General features: G+C 63.0%; 17 protein-coding genes. 9 read left to right on the forward strand and 8 right to left on the reverse strand.

What is annotated here, in order from left to right:
- Positions 1-2 precede the first annotated feature (2 nt).
- From miaB to kefC, 5 genes are all read right to left on the reverse strand, one after another.
- Complete coding sequence (miaB, locus tag BDD18_RS13170; RefSeq protein WP_066694981.1) at positions 3-1,349, reverse strand: tRNA (N6-isopentenyl adenosine(37)-C2)-methylthiotransferase MiaB; 1,347 nt, start codon at positions 1,347-1,349, stop codon at positions 3-5.
- Between the two features lie 119 nt (positions 1,350-1,468).
- The gene (locus BDD18_RS13175; RefSeq protein WP_338071818.1) at positions 1,469-1,936 is read right to left on the reverse strand and encodes a hypothetical protein; all 468 of its coding nucleotides are present in this window, start codon (positions 1,934-1,936) and stop codon (positions 1,469-1,471) included.
- A gap of 64 nt (positions 1,937-2,000) precedes the next feature.
- On the reverse strand, positions 2,001-2,642 hold the full coding sequence (locus tag BDD18_RS13180) for a trimeric intracellular cation channel family protein (protein WP_142083659.1): 642 nt from the start codon (positions 2,640-2,642) through the stop codon (positions 2,001-2,003).
- 150 nt (positions 2,643-2,792) lie between these two features.
- The gene (locus BDD18_RS13185) at positions 2,793-4,199 is read right to left on the reverse strand and encodes a Fic family protein (RefSeq protein WP_142083661.1); all 1,407 of its coding nucleotides are present in this window, start codon (positions 4,197-4,199) and stop codon (positions 2,793-2,795) included.
- A gap of 209 nt (positions 4,200-4,408) precedes the next feature.
- Positions 4,409-6,319, reverse strand: a complete 1,911-nt coding sequence (kefC, locus tag BDD18_RS13190; RefSeq protein ID WP_142083663.1) for a glutathione-regulated potassium-efflux system protein KefC — start codon at positions 6,317-6,319, stop codon at positions 4,409-4,411.
- Positions 6,320-6,505: 186 nt separating this feature from the next.
- Here kefC and BDD18_RS13195 point away from each other — a divergent pair, with 186 nt between their 5' ends.
- The 3 genes from BDD18_RS13195 to BDD18_RS13205 all read left to right on the forward strand — a co-directional run bounded on the left by BDD18_RS13195 (position 6,506) and on the right by BDD18_RS13205 (position 8,462).
- The gene (locus BDD18_RS13195) at positions 6,506-7,144 is read left to right on the forward strand and encodes a LysE family transporter (protein WP_066694987.1); all 639 of its coding nucleotides are present in this window, start codon (positions 6,506-6,508) and stop codon (positions 7,142-7,144) included.
- Positions 7,145-7,275: 131 nt separating this feature from the next.
- Positions 7,276-7,896, forward strand: a complete 621-nt coding sequence (locus tag BDD18_RS13200) for a ParA family protein (RefSeq protein WP_066694989.1) — start codon at positions 7,276-7,278, stop codon at positions 7,894-7,896.
- A 101-nt stretch (positions 7,897-7,997) separates the two neighbouring features.
- A complete protein-coding gene (locus BDD18_RS13205) occupies positions 7,998-8,462 on the forward strand; it encodes a MaoC family dehydratase (RefSeq protein WP_044397993.1) in 465 nt (154 codons plus the stop codon).
- Between the two features lie 84 nt (positions 8,463-8,546).
- Here BDD18_RS13205 and BDD18_RS13210 read toward each other — a convergent pair whose 3' ends face one another.
- Entirely contained in the window at positions 8,547-8,864 is a 318-nt protein-coding gene (locus BDD18_RS13210; RefSeq protein ID WP_066785528.1) for a DUF4148 domain-containing protein, read from the reverse strand.
- A gap of 213 nt (positions 8,865-9,077) precedes the next feature.
- On the opposite strand from BDD18_RS13210, the gene BDD18_RS13215 reads away from it, so the two are divergent.
- Complete coding sequence (locus BDD18_RS13215) at positions 9,078-10,043, forward strand: LysR family transcriptional regulator (RefSeq protein ID WP_044397997.1); 966 nt, start codon at positions 9,078-9,080, stop codon at positions 10,041-10,043.
- Between the two features lie 6 nt (positions 10,044-10,049).
- On the opposite strand, the gene BDD18_RS13220 is transcribed toward BDD18_RS13215, so the two are convergent.
- A complete protein-coding gene (locus tag BDD18_RS13220; RefSeq protein ID WP_066785534.1) occupies positions 10,050-10,544 on the reverse strand; it encodes a tRNA (cytidine(34)-2'-O)-methyltransferase in 495 nt (164 codons plus the stop codon).
- A gap of 37 nt (positions 10,545-10,581) precedes the next feature.
- A complete protein-coding gene (locus BDD18_RS13225) occupies positions 10,582-12,402 on the reverse strand; it encodes an ABC transporter transmembrane domain-containing protein (RefSeq protein ID WP_142083664.1) in 1,821 nt (606 codons plus the stop codon).
- A gap of 278 nt (positions 12,403-12,680) precedes the next feature.
- On the opposite strand from BDD18_RS13225, the gene BDD18_RS13230 reads away from it, so the two are divergent.
- The 5 genes from BDD18_RS13230 (at position 12,681) to BDD18_RS13250 (ending at position 17,382) form a co-directional block, all read left to right on the forward strand.
- Positions 12,681-13,451, forward strand: coding sequence for an ABC transporter ATP-binding protein (locus BDD18_RS13230; protein WP_066693352.1), 771 nt, complete (start codon positions 12,681-12,683; stop codon positions 13,449-13,451).
- Between the two features lies 1 nt (position 13,452).
- On the forward strand, positions 13,453-14,178 hold the full coding sequence (locus tag BDD18_RS13235; protein ID WP_044398005.1) for an ABC transporter ATP-binding protein: 726 nt from the start codon (positions 13,453-13,455) through the stop codon (positions 14,176-14,178).
- A gap of 56 nt (positions 14,179-14,234) precedes the next feature.
- Positions 14,235-15,431 (forward strand): ABC transporter substrate-binding protein, encoded by a 1,197-nt coding sequence (locus tag BDD18_RS13240; RefSeq protein WP_044398007.1) that lies wholly within the window; start codon positions 14,235-14,237, stop codon positions 15,429-15,431.
- Positions 15,432-15,496: 65 nt separating this feature from the next.
- Positions 15,497-16,381 carry a branched-chain amino acid ABC transporter permease gene (locus tag BDD18_RS13245; RefSeq protein WP_066693355.1) on the forward strand — a complete coding sequence of 295 codons (885 nt, stop codon included), beginning with the start codon at positions 15,497-15,499 and terminating at the stop codon, positions 16,379-16,381.
- A gap of 11 nt (positions 16,382-16,392) precedes the next feature.
- Complete coding sequence (locus tag BDD18_RS13250) at positions 16,393-17,382, forward strand: branched-chain amino acid ABC transporter permease (protein ID WP_066693358.1); 990 nt, start codon at positions 16,393-16,395, stop codon at positions 17,380-17,382.
- The last annotated feature ends 7 nt before the right edge of the window (positions 17,383-17,389 follow it).

Here is a 17,389-nt window from a genome sequence, read left to right on the forward strand (position 1 = left end):
AGTCAGGCGGTGAGGGGTGCGCCCTCGCGCACCAGCACCTCGCCGCGCAGGGTGTAGGCCTTGGCTTCGGTGATGGTCACATCCACCATCTGCCCCACCAGGCGGGGCTGGCCCGCAAAGTTGACCACGCGGTTGCATTCGGTGCGGCCCATCAGCTCGCCTGCATCGCGCTTGGAAGCGCCTTCCACCAGAATGCGCTGCACCGTGCCCACACGGCTTTCGCTGATGGACTTGATGTTGGCGTTGATGACGCTCTGCAGATGCTGCAGGCGGCGCAGCTTCACGTCGTGCGGCGTGTCGTCGTGCAGGCCGGCGGCGGGCGTGCCAGGGCGGGGGCTGAAGATGAAGCTGAAGCTGTTGTCGAAGTGAATGTCGTCGATCAGCTTCATCATCTTGTTGAAGTCGTCTTCCGTCTCGCCGGGGAAGCCCACGATGAAGTCGCTGCTCATGGCCAGGTCGGGGCGAATGGCGCGCAGCTTGCGCACCGTGCTCTTGTATTCCATGGCGGTGTAGCCGCGCTTCATGGCCATCAAAATGCGGTCGCTGCCGTGCTGCACGGGCAGGTGCAGGTGGCTGGCCAGCTTGGGCAGCTTGGCGTAGGCCTCGATCAGCCGGGGTGTGAACTCGTTGGGGTGGCTGGTGGTGTAGCGGATGCGTTCGATGCCGGGGATGTCCGACACGTATTCCAGCAGCAGCGCAAAGTCGGCAATCTCGGCCGTGCCACCCATCTTGCCCAGGTAGGCGTTCACGTTCTGGCCCAGCAGGGTGATTTCCTTCACGCCCTGGTCGGCCAGGCCCGCCACTTCCACCAGCACATCGTCAAACGGGCGGCTCACTTCTTCGCCACGGGTGTAGGGCACCACGCAGTAGCTGCAGTATTTGCTGCAGCCTTCCATGATGGACACGAAGGCTGAGGCGCCTTCGACGCGCGCGGGCGGCAGGTGGTCGAACTTTTCAATCTCGGGGAAGCTGATGTCCACCTGCGGCTTATCCAGTTGCTCGCGCTGGTTCAGCATCTCGGGCAGGCGGTGCAGGGTTTGGGGGCCAAACACCACGTCCACATAGGGGGCGCGCTTGATGATTTCGGCGCCTTCCTGGCTGGCCACGCAACCGCCCACGCCAATCTTCACGCCGCGGGCTTTCAGGTGCTTGATGCGGCCCAGGTCGCTGAAGACCTTTTCTTGGGCCTTTTCGCGCACCGAGCAGGTGTTGAAGAGGATGAGGTCGGCCTCGTCCACGTTCTGGGTGGGCTCGTAGCCTTGGGCGGCGTTGAGCACGTCGGCCATCTTGTCCGAGTCGTACTCGTTCATCTGGCAGCCGAAGGTTTTGATAAAGACTTTTTTGGCCATGGCAATTTCAAAAATAGCAAGCAAACACCGCTGCCCACGGGGCGCGGTGACTGAGGGTGGGGTGGCCCCAAGGATCCTGAGGGGCCGAAACGCCGCCGCAGATGCGGCGGCTGGACGCGTTACTTCAGAACGTTGTCCGTGGTGATGTTGGTGGGTGCAGGGCTCTTGCCCTTGAGCGGCTTGGCCGCCTCGGCTTCGCTCAGGATCCAGGCCGCGTGCAGCATGCCGGTGCTGGTTTCAAGCACGTAGTTGACCTTGTACGTCTGGCCGATCACGGTGTGGCGTTGCACCAGTGTGTTTTGCGGGCTGAACAGGCGCATGCCAGGGGCCATGCGGATGTCGCGGCTGTTGAGGCGCGCCTCTTGCACCCCCAGGATGGTCAGCGTGCCGCGCTCTGCCGCATCAGGAAAGTTGCGCACGGCGCCCAGCGGGTTGACCACTTGCGCCTGGGCGCGGGGCAGTGCCGCGATGCTTGCGGCGCCTATCAGCGCTGCGGCCGCCAGCTGGGTGCGCCAGCGGCGGCGCAGGGCCCCGCGTGCCGTGGGTTGGGCAACTGCGTGGGAGGGGGGGCAAAAGGGTGTGTTCATGGGGGGCAGCAATTCGTGGTGTACATCCAGGGGCTGGGTGCGCGATTTTACGGCCTGGCCCCGTTCATACCCGCCAGGCGGGCAGCTCCCAGTTGCGCCACAGCGCCAAACCCCGCAGCCCGGCCGTGATCAGCACGCACGCCAGCAGGGGGCTGACCACGGTGCCTTCCACCTGGCGCAGCGCCACATCGGCCCAGCCGCCGGCAAAGGCGCACAGCGCATAAGGGCGGTGGTCGCTGAAGGCCTGGGGCACCTCGTTGCACAGCACATCGCGCAGCACCCCGCCAAACACGCCAGTGGTCACGCCCATCATCACGGCAATCAGCGCGGGCATGCCCACAGCGGTGGCAATGTCCACGCCCACGGCGGCAAAAAGCCCCAGGCCGATGGCGTCGGGCAGCAGCATGGCGCGCTCGGTGGGTTGAAAGTGCCGCTGGCGCATGAACAGCATGGCCGCCACGCTCAGCCCCAGAATGCCCCACACAAACTCGGTGTGCCGCACCCAGAAGAAGGGCCGCTGGTCCAACAGCAAGTCGCGCAGCGTGCCGCCGCCGAAGGCCGACACAAACGCCACCACGCACACACCCACCGCGTCAAACCGCTTGCGCGCCGCCATCATCACGCCCGACAGGGCAAAGGCCACGGTGGCCGCCACTTCCAGGGCGATGCGCAGCAGTTCAATCCAGGGGGCGTCGATCCATTTCATGGCGCGATTGTCGTGCGTCGCTGCGGCGCATGGGCCTGCCCAGCGGGTGTGAGGGTGGTTTTGCTATTTAATTTATAGCTGTTTGCGCTTGATGGATAAGCGCTGGAGCCTGTTTTGTCTGAATTATTGGCGTTGGCAGGCCCGCTGCCTTCACCCCTTCATGTCCTGGGCACGCCGCTCCCACTCCCCAAACTCCAGCGGCCGGATCCCAAACCGCACGGCATTCCCGGCGTGCAGCGCGCCAAACTCGGCCAGCGCCAGTTGCACAAAATGCGCGTGGTCGGCCGCCGCAACGGAAGCTGGCATCCTGCTTGTCACCGCCTGCTCCGTGGGCGCATCCCCCTGCCGCACGATGGCTGCAATCACCTCCGCCAGCGCTTGTCGATGCCGCAGCCGAAAAATGTCTGGTGGCACCAGGTTCTGCTTCACCGCCACGTATTGCTGACAAGACCGCTCGTAGGCCCACACAAACACATCGCGCAGCAGGTCCACGCGGTTGAGTTCGTACACGCCCAGCATGCCGTCCACATACGCTTGCTGCGGTACGTCGATGAACGACAGCGGGCACAGGTTGTGACGGATGAAGGGGATGTTGGCGGCCAGGCGCGAGACGCGTTTATTCACATCCTCGAACGGCTGCAGGTACGGCAGGTGCACCATCAAGAAGAAGGCTTGCTCAAACGGGTCGGTGATCTCGGCGGCCATCTGCGTGACGATGCCGAAGAGTTCTTCGAGCCGTTGGGGCAAGGCAATGGGTAAGAAGACGCTGCCCCCGATCTCCACGGCGCGGCGGCGAATGCGGCCCACGGCGGTGGGGTCGGCCATCAGGCCGTCGGACAGGAAGGCGTGCAGCGCGATCAGCGTGTCTGTGTGTACGCGGGCGTTTTCGGGGTTGAGCACCAGGTATTCGATGGCCTGCTTGTGGTTCAGGATCATCTGGGTTTCTAGCGCGTTTTTGCCTTCGGCGGCCTGGCCGAACTCGATCAGGCGTTCGGTGTCGAGGTGGCTGTAGGTGTTGCCTTCGAGGTGGGAGGAGGCCCAAGACAGGTCGATGAGCAGGCGTTGGAGGATGTCTTTGGCAAAGGTGCCCGCAGGTGTTTGGTCTGCCGGTGAGCGGCCCAGGCTGTGCAGTTGTTCACGCAGGCCCGGCGGCAGGTAGGCCGTGTGGTTGGGCTCGTAGCTCGATAAAAAGTCCAGTTGGTAGCCCACCGGTTTACGCAGGTGGCGGGGCTGGGAGACAGTGGCACGGATGTCTGCGCCCTCTTTGGAGGTGGGGACGTAGTCTGCGGTGCTGGGGGGCACTGCTGTTGCCACAGCGGTGGATGTCTGCGCAGATGCGCCGGGCTGTGGCAGGCGGTGGTAGCGGGTGGCCCGGCCTTCGCCGCGCACCCCTATGCGTTTTTGCTCCACCAGCAACGCCAGGTGACGCTGCAGCGTTCGGCGGGGTATGCGGTTGCCATGCTGCTGGAGGAGACCGTCAATGCCTACCTCGTCGGTACTGGCGTTGATCCATTCGGCGAGTTGGTCCAGCGCTTGGGGCGGCGTGAGGCGGGGCATGTTCGAGGCTCCTAGTGGCGCGAATCGGCATTGCACCAAATAAAGTGGCGCGAAAATATTTTGCGCGCCAAATAAAGTGGCGCGAAAGCGTTTGCGCGCCACTATAGGATCGGCCCTCTCTGCGCATGGCCGGGGCAAAACCCGGTAGCACTGTTTCAAGTGTTAATTTGCTATCAAATAAGTAGCTTGAAGCGCTTTACGAATAAGCGCTAGAGCCTATTTTTATCTGAATCACGGGCGTTGGTAGATTTGCCGCCTTCTCCAGCATTCTCCACTCCGCCATACCCTGGGTAGACCTGCGCCCTGGCTTCGCGCTCGGTGTGTTCCTGGCGCTCCTTGGCCATTTGCTCGGCCAGCTGGGCGCGGCCTTCGCGGGCCACGGCCACCATCTTGGCGCGGTCTTTGTGGTGGGGGTACATGCGGTCGGCCAGCGCAATGTTGTGCTCGCGAAAGCGCCGGGTCATCTCCTGCGCCCGCGTGGGGCTCTGGCCCATCAGCTCCAGCACGGTGCGGGCGCTTTCAAGGCTGGACTCGAACAGCTCGCGCTGCACCAGTGTCACCCCCAGGTCGCGCAGCGCGTTCCAGTGGGTCAGGTCGCGTGCGCGGGCCACCAACTGCAATTGCGGGAAGTGCTTGCGCGCCAGGGTGACGATCTTGAGGGATTGCTCGGGGTCGTCCACCGCCACCACCAGCACGCGGGCGTGCTCGGCCCCGGCGATGCGCAGCAGGTCCAGCCGGGTGGCGTCGCCATAAAACACGCGGTACCCAAAGGCGCGGGCGATCTCGAGAATTTCCACGCTGTGATCCAGCACGGTGGTGGGTATGCCCTGGGCCAGCATCACACGCGCCACGATTTGCCCGTAGCGGCCGAAGCCGGCGATGATGACTGGGGCTTCCTGCGGCTCCGAGATCTCTTGCTCCGGCGGTGCGGCGGGCTTGAGCTGCGCGTAACGGCGCAGCAGGGCGCGGTCTACCAGCACCAGCAGCAGCGGGCTGATGAGCATGGAAAGCGCCACCGCGCCGATGAGCAGCGAGGCCGTTTCGGCCGAAAACACCTGCGCCCCGGCGGCGGCCTGGAAGACCACGAAGGCAAACTCGCCCCCTTGCGCCAGCAGCAGGGTGAACACGGGCCGCTCTTGATAAGGCACGCCTGCCACTTTGGCCAGGGTGTAGATCACCACTGCCTTGAGGGCCAGAAAGCCCAGCAGGATGCCCGCCATGAGCCAGGGCGAGCGCATGAGCACGCCAAAGTCAATGCTCATGCCCACGGCGATGAAGAACAGGCCCAGCAGAAGGCCCTTGAAGGGCTCGATGTCGGCTTCCAGCTCGCTGCGGTATTCGCTGTCGGCCAACAGCACCCCGGCCAGAAAAGCCCCGAGCGCCATCGACAGGCCCACCATCACCATCAAATACGCAATGCCCACCACCAGCAGCAGCGAGGCAGCGGTGAAGATTTCAGGCGTGCGGCTCTTGGCAATCCAGCGCAGCAGGGGGCGCAGCAGCAAGCGGCCGCCGAGCACGATGGCGCCGATCACGCCGACGATCTTCAGGGCCTCCAGCAGCACCTCGCCCGCCGAATGGTCGTCGCCAGCCCCCGCGGCCGCGCCCAACAGGGGCAGCAGCGCCAGGATGGGGATGGCCGCCACGTCCTGGAACAGCAGGATTGAAAAACCCGCCTGCCCGCTGCTGGTGCGCATGAGGTTGCGTTCGGCCAGCACCTGCAGCGCAATGGCGGTGGACGACAGCGCCAACCCCAGCGCCGCCACCAGGCTGATGCGCCAGGGCAGCCCGGCAAGCCAGCCTGCCGCAAACAGCACGGCCGCGCAGCCCAGCACCTGCGCGCTGCCGGTGCCGAAGATGGGGCGGCGCATGGCCCAAAGGCGGCTGGGTTGCAGCTCCAGCCCCACCAAGAAGAGCATGAGCACCACGCCAAACTCGGCAAAGTGCAGGATGTCTTGCACATTGCTCACCAGCCCCAGGCCCCACGGCCCAATGGCAATGCCTGCCGCCAGGTAGCCAATGATGGAGCCCAGCCCCAGCGCCTTGGCCAGGGGCACCGCCAGCACGGCGGCGCTCAGGTACATCAGTCCGTAGGTGAGCCAGGTGGGTGCGTGTTCCATGAGGACTAAAAGAGGTGAAGGCTGGAGGGGAGGGGCTGCAGGATTTTGGCACCGCCGCCCGGTGCTGAATTTTTGCTATTTATTTAATAGCATGCTGCGCTTGTCTGGCTTGCCGCAAGGCCACTTTCTTTGCAAAGAAGGCGCTATGATGCTGTCCCCCCTCGGCTCCTCATCACGGTGTTTGCTATGGATTTCCAGACCTGGTTGGCGTTTTTTGCGGCGTCTTGCCTGATTGCGGTGTCACCCGGCTCGGGCGCCGTGCTGTCGATGAGCCACGGGCTCTCGTACGGCGTGCGCAAGGCCAGCGCCACCATTTTGGGCTTGCAACTCGGGCTGCTACTCATCCTGGTGATTGCCGGGGCGGGCGTGGGATCGCTGCTGCTGGCGTCTGAAGTGGCCTTCAGCGTGGTGAAGGTGGCGGGCGCCTGCTACCTGATTTACGTGGGTTTCAGCCAGTGGCGGGCGGGCGACAACTCCCCCCTTCACGGCGACGAAGCGGCACCCGCTGGCCCGTGGACCAAGCGCTGCCTGGCCGGTTTTTTGACCAACGCCACCAACCCCAAGGGCATCATCTTCATGGTGGCGGTGCTGCCCCAGTTCATGACCGACACGCGCCCGCTGTGGACGCAGCTGCTGGTCATGGCCGCGACCACCGTGGCGGTGGACGTGGTGGTGATGCACGGCTACGCTGCCGGTGCCAGCGCCCTGCGCCGCCTCATGCGCAGCGCCCGCGCCATGCGCATGCAAAATCGCGTTTTTGGCGGGTTGCTGATGGCGGTGGGTGCGGGCCTGTTCTTCGTCAAGCGCGGCGGCCAGCACGCCTGAGGTGTTTGCCCAGCCCTGCGCTGCGTGTGTGCAAGGTGGGTGGTTTGCTATGGATTTGGTAGCTGGTAGCGCTTGCTGAATAAGCGCTAGCACCTGTTTTTGTTTGTTATTTTCTTTGCCAGGAGGTCAACATGCCAGTGGTTGTTGTTGCCAATCCCAAGGGGGGTGTGGGCAAGTCCACCCTTTCGACAAACGTGGCGGGTTACTACGCCAGCCAGGGGCATCCGGTCATCCTGGGCGATGTGGATCCCCAAAAATCTGCCCACCTGTGGCTGAGCCTGCGCCCCGCCACCGTGGCCCCCATCGGCCGGTGGGACACCGATGTGGATGCCCTGGCCAAGCCGCCCAAGGGCACCACGCACGCGGTGCTCGACACGCCCGCAGGCCTGCACGGCAGCGCCCTGAAAGACGTGCTCAAGATGGCCGACAAGGTCATCGTGCCGCTGCAGCCCAGCATCTTCGACATCTACGCCACCCAGGCGTTTCTCGACAAGCTGCGCGAACACCGCCACGCCGCTGGCGTGCAAGTGGGCATTGTGGGCATGCGCATTGACGAGCGCACCCGCTCGGCCGAGCAGCTGCACCACTTTGTGGAAGGCCTGGGCCTGCCCGTGCTGGGCTATGTGCGCGACACGCAAAACTATGTGCATCTGGCGGCCCAGGGGCTCTCGGTGTTTGACGTGGGAGCCACCACCCGCGTGGCGCGCGACCTGGAGCAGTGGCAAAGCATTTGCCAATGGCTGGACGCCTGATGGGGTGTCTGAGCGCCTGAGTTTCACCCGCGCCCCACGGGTGGCCCGTCCTGTCACGTGCCGGACAAGCCCGCCCCCTGGCGCGGCGCTACATTGGGGCGATGAAAACCTTCCGCTCTTACACCGAAGTCAGCGCTTGCGTGGGCCAGGAAGTGGCCGTGACCGACTGGATCACCATCACGCAAGAGCAAGTCAACCTGTTTGCCGACGCCACGGGCGACCACCAGTGGATCCACGTGGACCCTGAACGTGCCAAGGCCGGGCCCTTTGGCGCGCCCATCGCGCACGGCTTTCTCACGCTGTCGTTGATTCCCAAGTTCTTCGACCAAGGCATCGCCATAGAAGGCGCCCGCATGGGTGTGAACTACGGACTCAACCGCGTGCGCTTCACGGCGCCCGTGCCGGTGGGCAGCCGTCTGCGCGCCCGGCTGCTGCTGCAGGCTGCCGAGCGCATTGAGCCCGATGGCATGCAAATGACCTGGCTGGTGACGGTGGAGCGCGAAGGCAGCGACAAGCCCGTGTGCGTGGCCGAATCGCTGGCGCGCAACTATGGCGCTGCGGCCTGACTATCTCTTTTCTCTTCACACCAGCAAAAAGGCCTGCCGGGGTTGCTCCCGGCAGGCCTTTTTTGATGGTGGCGCCTGGCTTATTTATTCAGCAGCAGTGCTGCGGCCCGACTGGGAGGCGGCTACCGAATTCTTGCCTGCATCGGTGCCGGCCGTGGCTGTGACGCCTTGGATGTTCAAAGGAGCGGGCACGTTGTACCACTCACCGTCACGGGGCAGGGTGCCTGCGGCGCGTGAGGCCACCAAGTCGGCCACCACGGCTTCACGGGTCAGGGAAGAGTGGGTCTGGCTGGTCAGCGGGTAGCTGTTCCAGTCGCCATCGCGGGGCACGGCGGAGTCAGCCTGGGCGGCGAAGGCGCTGAAAGCGAGGGCGGCAACGGCGAGTGTGCGGTACGAGTTCATGAAAATTCCCTTTCAAAATTGAGCTTTTCTCAAGGCCTGCCCCGGTACACCATGTGCCGGTGGGCCCCTGCCTCGGTGAGTGTCCCTGGCGGCATCGCTCATCGATGGGGTGAACTTTATCTAGGGTTTTCCCTTTGAAAAATAGCATGCACGGCAATTAATCATTCCGAAAAAAGAAACAATCAAAAAGAATGCTGATGAATAATTGCCCAAATGGATAGACTTTTGACCATGCGGGTGTTCCAGACCGTTGTTGATGAGGGTGGTTTTGCAGCGGCCGCCCGTTTGCTGGAACTCTCGCCCCCGGTGGTGACCCGGCTGGTGGCCGACCTGGAGCAGCACCTGGGCACGCGCTTGCTACAGCGCACCACGCGCAAGCTGGCGTTGACCGAAGCGGGAGATGCCTATCTGGCCCGCGTGCGGGCCATCCTGCACGAGATCGAGGACGCTGAAGCCGCCGCTGCCGCCAGTACCCGCGACTTGCGTGGCACCGTTCGTGTGGTGGCGCCGCCCGTGGTCGCCACGAATTTTCTTGCCCCCATGCTGAGCCATTGGCACGCGCAGCAGCCGCTGCTCATGCTGGACATCGACATTGATCCCTACGCTTCAGCGCGCGTGGACGAATTCGATGTGACCTTCATGGTGGCCGCCGAGGGGTTTGATGCCAACATCGTGGCCCGGCCGTTGATGCAGGGTGAGTCGATCGTGGTGGCGTCACCCGCCTACCTGGAGCGAAAAGGCCTGCCCCTGCAACCGCAAGACCTGGAGCACCACGACTACCTGCGCGATTCCAGCGTGGCCCGCGTGCATTCTGTGGGGGGGCGCAAGCTGCGGCTGTTGAGCGACGACGGACAGCGCCCCGCGCAAGATGTGGATGTGCCGTCGGTGGTGTTGCAATCCATCAGCACCGAGGTGCTCATGCGCGCCGCGCTGGATGGCATGGGCGTGGCCGTGGTGCCCCGCTTGCTGGCGCAGGAGCACCTGGCGCGCTCTGAGCTGGTGCATTTGCTGCCAGGGTGGATCTTCGCCCGCTACACGGTGTATGCGGCGCTGCCATCGGGGCGCATGCTGCCCGCCCGCACCAAGGTGTTTCTCGACTTTCTGAGCGAACGGGTGCAGGAACTGGTGCAGCAACGCAAGCTGGCGCAGTGCTGCCCTGGCATCGACACCGTGAGCTGATGCCCGTCAGGCAGGGGTCTTTCCAGAAGAGGGATCGGGCATGGCAAAGTGGTTTTGCCGCCAGGCCTCAAACACTGTGACCGCCACGGCGTTGGAGAGGTTGAGGCTGCGCTGCCCTGGCACCATCGTCAGGCGCAGGCGTTGGCCAGGAGCGAAGCTGTCCCGCAGCTCAGGCGCCAGCCCCCGCGTTTCCGAGCCAAACACCAGCCAGTCGCCCGGCTGAAACGCCGTGTCGTGCACGCCGCGCGTGCCGCGCGTGGTCAGGGCAAACATGCGGGTGGGGTCGGGCTGGGCCTCGCTCAAAAACGCAGCCCAGTTGCGGTGTTTGATGACCTGGGCGTACTCGTGATAGTCCAGCCCCGCGCGGCGCATGAGCCGGTCTTCCATGGAGAAGCCCAGCGGTTCTACAAGATGCAGTGTGCAGCCAGTGTTGGCTGCCAGCCGGATCACGTTGCCGGTGTTGGGGGGGATTTCGGGCTCGACAAGAACAATGTGGAACATCCCGCTATTGTCGTTGCCGCAGCGCCGGTTCCCGGCTTTATGCGGTGAACTGCAGCTGCGCCAGCCGCGCGTACACGCCCTGGGCCGCCATCAGGGTGGCGTGGGTGCCTTGCTCGACGATGCGGCCATGCTCCAGCACCACGATGCGGTCGGCGTTTTGCACCGTGGCCAGCCGGTGGGCAATGACCAGGGTGGTGCGCTGCCCGGTGTGGCGCTGCATGGCGGTGTCCAGCGCGGCCTGCACCATGCGTTCGCTCTCGGCGTCCAGCGCGCTGGTGGCTTCGTCCAGCAACAGCAGCGGCGGGTTTTTCAAGATGGCGCGGGCGATGGCAATGCGCTGCTTTTGCCCGCCAGACAACCGCACGCCGCGCTCACCCAGGAAGGTGTCGTACCCCTGGGGCAGGGCCATGATGAAGTCGTGGGCAAATGCCGCCTGGGCGGCGGCGTGGACTTGCTCTGCCGTCGCGCCAGGGTTGCCATAGCGGATGTTTTCGAGCGCGGAAGCGCCAAAAATCACCGCGTCCTGGGGAACGGTGGCAATGTGGCTGCGCAGCGTGGTGAGGGCGATGTCCCGAATGTCCACCCCGTTGAAGAAGATGCCGGAGCGCTGGGCCTGCCCGGCAGGTCGCTCGATGTCATAAAAGCGTTGCAGCAGCTGGAAAACGGTGGTCTTGCCGGCGCCACTGGCACCCACCAAGGCCACGGTCTCTCCGGGGGCCAGGGTGAGTGAGAAATCCTCCAGTGCGGGCTTGTCAGGTCGCGAGGGGTAGCGAAACTGCACCGAAGCAAACTCTACCGCCAGCCCCTGGCCCGTGGCCGGCAGTGGCACGGGGGTGGCGGGTTCTGCCACCGGGGATTCACTGGCCAGCAGTTCCATCAGGCGCTCGGTCGCGCCTGCGGCGCGCAGCAGGTCGCCATATACCTCGCCCAGCACGGCCACCGCGCCAGCCAGCAGCATCACGTACACCACCGTTTGCCCCAGGTGCCCCGCGGTCATTTCGCCCGCCAGCACGGCCTGTGTGCCGCGGTACAGGCCCCACAGCAGCAGGGCGGCGTTGGCGATGATGATGAAAGCCACCAGCACGGAGCGTGCGCGGGTGCGCTGCACGGCGGTGGAAAACGCACTTTCGGCTGCCGTGGCAAAGCGCGAGGCTTCGCGCTGCTCGGCTGTGTAGCTTTGCACCACCGGAATGGCGTTGAGCACCTCGGCCGCGATGGCACTGGAGTCGGCCACGCGGTCCTGGCTGTCGCGCGAGAGCCGCCGCACGCGCCGGCCAATCCACATGGCGGGCAGCACCACCAGCAGCACAGCCAGCAACACCACCGACATCACATAGGGGTTGGTCCACACCAGCATGCCCAAGGCGCCGATGCCCATCACGGCATTGCGCAGCCCCATCGACAGCGACGAGCCCACCACGGTCTGCACTAGGGTGGTGTCGGCGGTCAGCCGTGAAAGCACCTCGCCGGTTTGCGTGCTCTCGAAGAACTGGGGACTTTGGCGCAGCACATGGCTGTAAACCGCCTGGCGCAGATCGGCCGTGACCCGCTCGCCGAGCCAGCTCACGGCATAGAAGCGGGCGGCGGAAAACACGCCCAGCGCCACCGCTACCAGGAACAGTGCACCAAAGTGCTCCCGCAGCGCCATGGCCTGGCCGGCTCGATCTGCCGAGACCAGCCCGGTGTCAATCAGATTGCGCAGTGCCAGCGGAAACGCCAGCGTGGCCAGTGCCGCCATCACCAGGCAGAGCAGAGCCCATGCAATGCGCGCTCTGTAGGGGTGAAGGAAGGGCAGCAGCCCGGTCAGTGAGCGGGGTTTGCCACGCGGGCTGGGGGTGTCGGGGCGGGATGAAGACATGGTGTGAGAGGCTTTTGAAGGCGGGGGTCACAGGCCCGCAATACGCCCATGGTAGGGCTTGGAGCGCCTGGTGCTGGCAATTGTTTGTGAGTGGACACATTGCGGCTTGGCATAGGCATTACTACATAGGCGTTACTACATAGGCGTTACTACATAGGCATTAGTACCAGTACCTGCGAAGGTCCGTCCAGACATACGATGCAGGCCAACAGACCGGTAGATCGCCTGCGTTAGTGCAGGCGAATTTTCTTCCCGCACCACGGAGTGAACCAGGCCCAATGAGTGACGTGATCCTTAAAACACAAAGCCTGACCAAAGAGTTCAAAGGCTTCACTGCTGTCAGCAACGTGGACCTGGCTGTCCGCCGGGGCTCCATTCACGCGTTGATCGGACCCAACGGAGCTGGCAAGACGACCTGCTTCAATCTGCTCACCAAATTTCTGGTGCCCACATCGGGCTCGATCCAGTTCAACGGGCACGACATCACGGCGGAGGCGCCCGCGCAGATTGCCCGCCGTGGGGTCATCCGATCCTTCCAGATTTCGGCGGTGTTCCCCCACCTCACGTTGATCGAAAACGTGCGGCTGGGCTTGCAGCGCAAGCTCGGCACCTCCTTCCACTTCTGGCGCAGCGAACGCAGCCTGCGCCAGCTGGACGACCGCGCCATGCAATTGCTCACCGAGGTGGGGCTGGACGACCTGGCGGATGAAGTCACCGTCAACCTGCCTTACGGCCGCAAGCGTGCCCTGGAGATTGCCACCACGCTGGCGATGGAGCCCGAGCTGATGCTGCTGGACGAGCCCACCCAGGGCATGGGGCACGAAGACGTGGATCGCGTCACGCAGCTGATCAAAAAAGTGTCTGCCGGACGCACCATCCTGATGGTGGAGCACAACATGAAAGTTGTCTCCACGATTGCCGACTGCATCACGGTGCTGCAGCGTGGAGCGGTACTGGCCGAAGGGCCTTATGCCGAGGTATCAAGCAACCCCCAAGTGATGGAAGCCTACATGGGTACGACTGACGGTCAATTGCAGGGAGCGCACTGAGATGGTCTCTCCCACATCGAAAACGCCAGCGCTGGAAATTCGTGGCCTGCAGGCTTGGTACGGTGAATCGCATGTGCTGCATGGCGTGGATATCGTCGTGCAACCCGGTGAAGTGGTGACCCTGCTGGGCCGCAATGGCGCTGGCCGTACCACCACCATGCGCGCTGTCATGGGGTTGACGGGCGCCCGCAAAGGCTCGGTCAAGATCAACGGCGTGGAAACCGTGGGTTTGCCCACCCACCGCATTGCCCATCTGGGCGTGGGCTACTGCCCTGAAGAGCGTGGCATTTTTTCCAGCTTGTCTTGCGAAGAAAACCTGCTGCTGCCGCCTGCGCTCAAGACGGGCACACCGGGTATGTCGGTGCAAGAGATTTATGCCATGTTCCCGAATCTGGCGGAGCGTCGCAACAGCCAGGGCACCCGGCTTTCGGGCGGTGAGCAGCAGATGCTGGCAGTGGCGCGCATTCTGCGCACCGGTGCCAACTTGCTGCTGCTCGATGAGATCTCCGAGGGCTTGGCTCCGGTCATCGTCCAGGCGCTGGCCCGAATGATCACGACGTTGCGCCAAAAGGGCTACACCGTGGTGATGGTGGAGCAGAACTTCCGTTTTGCTGCACCTTTGGCTGATCGCTTCTATGTCATGGAGCATGGCCGCATCGTTGAGCAGTTTGGCGCTGCTGAGCTGGAGCAAAAGATGCCTGTGCTCACCGAGCTGCTGGGCGTTTGATCGCTTAGCAACCCTCCGTTCGTTTTCGTTTCATCACACCCACAGGAGACAGATCCATGAAGAACAAACTCACAGTGCTGGCCCTCATGCTCGGCGCCGCGGGCCTGGCCACTTCGGCCGCACACGCTCAGGAAAAGGTCAAGATCGGTTTCATCACAGACATGTCCAGTCTGTACTCCGACGTGGAAGGCAAGAACGGCGCTCTGGCCATCCAGATGGCCATCGACGACTTTGGTGGCAAGGTGCTGGGCCAGCCCATCGAGATGATCTCGGCGGACCACCAGAACAAGGCCGACATTGCTGCCTCGAAAGCGCGTGAGTGGGTGGACACCCAAGGCGTGACGATGCTGTTTGGTGGCACCAACTCTGGCACGGCCCTGGCCATTGCCAAGGTGGCAGAAGAGAAGAAACGCGTTTACTTCAACAACGGCGCTGGCTCGTCGGCCCTGACCAACGAACAGTGCACCCCCTACACCGTGCACTATGCCTACGACACCGTGGCGCTGGCCAAAGGCACGGGCTCTGCGATTGTGGACGGGGGCGGCAAGAGCTGGTACTTCCTGACGGCTGACTATGCTTTCGGCCAGGCACTGGAAGCTGATACGACAGCGGTGGTGAAGGCCAAGGGCGGTAGTGTGGTTGGCTCTGTGCGCCATCCTCTGAACGCCTCTGACTTCTCGTCCTTCCTGCTGCAGGCACAAAACTCCAAAGCCCAAATTCTGGGACTGGCCAATGCGGGCGGCGACACCATCAACGCCATCAAGGCGGCCAAGGAATTTGGCATCACCAAAAACATGAAGCTGGCTGGTTTGCTGATTTTCATCAGCGACATCCACAGCATGGGTCTGCGCAACACCGAAGGTCTGCAGTTCACCACCAGCTGGTATTGGGACCTGAATGACGATACCCGCAAGTTTGCGGCGCGCTACTTCGAAAAGACCAAGCGCATGCCCGGCGAAATCCAGGCGGCTGATTACTCCGCCACCATGACCTACCTGAAGGCCGTGGCTGCCGCAAAGACCACCGATGCGGACAAGGTGATGGCTGAGCTCAAGAAGATGAAGATTGACGACTTCTTCGGCAAGGGCCAGATCCGTGCTGATGGCCGTTACGTGCACGACATGTACCTGATGGAAGTGAAGAAGCCATCCGAGTCGACCAAGCCTTGGGACTACTACAAGATGGTCAAGAAGCTGCCCGGCGAAGCAGTGTTCACCACCAAGGCCGAGAGTAAGTGCCAGCACTGGAAATAACCGCTCGGCTGTAACGCTTCACACGCCTTTGACCTGATCTCTACTTATCACCAGCGCAGCATCCCATGGAAATTTTCGGTGTCTCACTGCCAGGCCTGCTTAGCCAGCTCCTATTGGGGCTGGTCAACGGGTCTTTCTATGCCATCCTAAGCTTGGGCCTCGCGGTCATCTTCGGGCTGCTCAACGTGATCAACTTTGCGCACGGTGCGCTGTTCATGATGGGGGCGCTCATTACCTGGATGGCCATGACCTACCTGGGTATTGGGTACTGGTGGATGCTGCTGCTGGCGCCGCTGGTGGTCGGGATCTTTGGCATCGTGATCGAGCGCACGCTGCTGCGCTGGATCTACAAGCTGGACCATCTCTACGGCCTGCTTCTGACGCTGGGGATCACCTTGCTGATCGAAGGCGTGTTTCGTTCCATCTACGGGGTGTCTGGCCTCGGCTATGACACGCCCGAGTTGTTGGAAGGCGCTACCAATCTCGGCTTCATGATCATGCCCAACTACCGTGCTTGGGTGGTGGTGGCGTCGGTGGTGGTCTGCATTGCGACTTGGTACGTGATCGAGAAGACCAAGCTGGGTGCATACCTGCGCGCTGGTACCGAGAACCCTCGCTTGGTGGAAGCCTTTGGTGTGAATGTGCCAGTGATGGTGACTTTGACCTATGCATTCGGTGCCGCATTGGCTGCGTTTGCAGGTGTGCTGGCCGCTCCGGTTTATCAGGTGTCGCCACTCATGGGGCAAAACCTCATCATCGTGGTGTTCGCGGTGGTGGTGATTGGCGGCATGGGCTCCATCATGGGTTCGATCCTGACCGGGCTCGGCTTGGGTGTGATTGAGGGCTTTACCAAAGTGTTCTATCCCGAAGCATCGTCCACTGTGGTGTTCGTCATCATGGTGATTGTTCTGCTCATTCGCCCCGCCGGCCTGTTCGGCAAAGAGAAATAAGGGGCTACACCATGAACTCAAAAAGAATCACCAATGTGGGATACGGCCTGCTGTTGCTGGGCCTGGTTGCAGCACCTTTTGTTGGTGCGTATCCCGTGTTCGTCATGAAGCTCATGTGCTTCGCCCTGTTTGCCTGTGCATTCAACCTGCTGCTGGGCTATACCGGCCTTCTCTCTTTCGGCCACGCGGCCTTCTTCGGTGGCGCCGCGTACGTGGCTGGTCACGCGATGAAAGTCTGGGGGCTGACCCCTGAAGTCGGCCTGTTGCTGGGCACCTTTGGTGGTGCCTTGCTGGGACTGATCTTCGGCTGGCTTGCCATTCGGCGCCAGGGCATCTACTTCTCGATGATCACCCTTGCCCTGGCTCAGATGCTTTTCTTCGTCTGTCTGCAGGCGCCTTTCACCGGTGGTGAAGATGGTCTGCAGGGCGTGCCACGTGGCAAGCTGCTCGGCCTGATTGATCTCCAAAACGATGTGACCATGTATTACGTGGCCCTCGTGATCGTGGTGGCGGCTTTCTGCCTGATTGTGCGTACCATCCATTCGCCCTTCGGCCAGGTGCTCAAAGGCATCAAGGAAAACGAACCTCGTGCCATCTCGTTGGGGTACGACACCCATCGCTACAAGCTTCTGGCGTTCGTGTTGTCGGCGGCGATTGCCGGCCTGGCAGGCTCGTTGAAGACGCTGGTCTTGGGCTTTGCCACACTGTCTGATGTGCATTGGACAGCATCGGGGCAGGTGATCTTGATGAACCTGGTGGGCGGTCTGGGCACCCTGTCGGGACCTCTGGTGGGATCGGCCGTGGTCGTCCTGCTGGAGAACAAGATCGGTGAGCTGGGCAACTTGCTGGCCATGATGACCAGCGTGGAGTGGTTCAAGACCCTGGGTGAGTCGGTTACCGTGGTCACCGGTCTGATCTTCGTGGTGTGCGTGCTTGCATTCCGCCGAGGCATCATGGGCGAGATCATTGCCCTGCAGGCTCGGTGGCGCAAAGGAGCTTGAGGCAAGT

It is taken from the genome of Acidovorax temperans (assembly GCF_006716905.1).
Lineage (GTDB): Bacteria > Pseudomonadota > Gammaproteobacteria > Burkholderiales > Burkholderiaceae_C > Acidovorax > Acidovorax temperans.

Coding starts and splice junctions, on each gene's coding strand:
- miaB (WP_066694981.1), bottom strand. CDS start 1,349: ATGGCCAAAAAAGTCTTTATCAAAACCTTCGGCTGCCAGATGAACGAG.
- BDD18_RS13175 (WP_338071818.1), bottom strand. CDS start 1,936: ATGAACACACCCTTTTGCCCCCCCTCCCACGCAGTTGCCCAACCCACG.
- BDD18_RS13180 (WP_142083659.1), bottom strand. CDS start 2,642: ATGAAATGGATCGACGCCCCCTGGATTGAACTGCTGCGCATCGCCCTG.
- BDD18_RS13185 (WP_142083661.1), bottom strand. CDS start 4,199: ATGCCCCGCCTCACGCCGCCCCAAGCGCTGGACCAACTCGCCGAATGG.
- kefC (WP_142083663.1), bottom strand. CDS start 6,319: ATGGAACACGCACCCACCTGGCTCACCTACGGACTGATGTACCTGAGC.
- BDD18_RS13195 (WP_066694987.1), top strand. CDS start 6,506: ATGGATTTCCAGACCTGGTTGGCGTTTTTTGCGGCGTCTTGCCTGATT.
- BDD18_RS13200 (WP_066694989.1), top strand. CDS start 7,276: ATGCCAGTGGTTGTTGTTGCCAATCCCAAGGGGGGTGTGGGCAAGTCC.
- BDD18_RS13205 (WP_044397993.1), top strand. CDS start 7,998: ATGAAAACCTTCCGCTCTTACACCGAAGTCAGCGCTTGCGTGGGCCAG.
- BDD18_RS13210 (WP_066785528.1), bottom strand. CDS start 8,864: ATGAACTCGTACCGCACACTCGCCGTTGCCGCCCTCGCTTTCAGCGCC.
- BDD18_RS13215 (WP_044397997.1), top strand. CDS start 9,078: ATGGATAGACTTTTGACCATGCGGGTGTTCCAGACCGTTGTTGATGAG.
- BDD18_RS13220 (WP_066785534.1), bottom strand. CDS start 10,544: ATGTTCCACATTGTTCTTGTCGAGCCCGAAATCCCCCCCAACACCGGC.
- BDD18_RS13225 (WP_142083664.1), bottom strand. CDS start 12,402: ATGTCTTCATCCCGCCCCGACACCCCCAGCCCGCGTGGCAAACCCCGC.
- BDD18_RS13230 (WP_066693352.1), top strand. CDS start 12,681: ATGAGTGACGTGATCCTTAAAACACAAAGCCTGACCAAAGAGTTCAAA.
- BDD18_RS13235 (WP_044398005.1), top strand. CDS start 13,453: ATGGTCTCTCCCACATCGAAAACGCCAGCGCTGGAAATTCGTGGCCTG.
- BDD18_RS13240 (WP_044398007.1), top strand. CDS start 14,235: ATGAAGAACAAACTCACAGTGCTGGCCCTCATGCTCGGCGCCGCGGGC.
- BDD18_RS13245 (WP_066693355.1), top strand. CDS start 15,497: ATGGAAATTTTCGGTGTCTCACTGCCAGGCCTGCTTAGCCAGCTCCTA.
- BDD18_RS13250 (WP_066693358.1), top strand. CDS start 16,393: ATGAACTCAAAAAGAATCACCAATGTGGGATACGGCCTGCTGTTGCTG.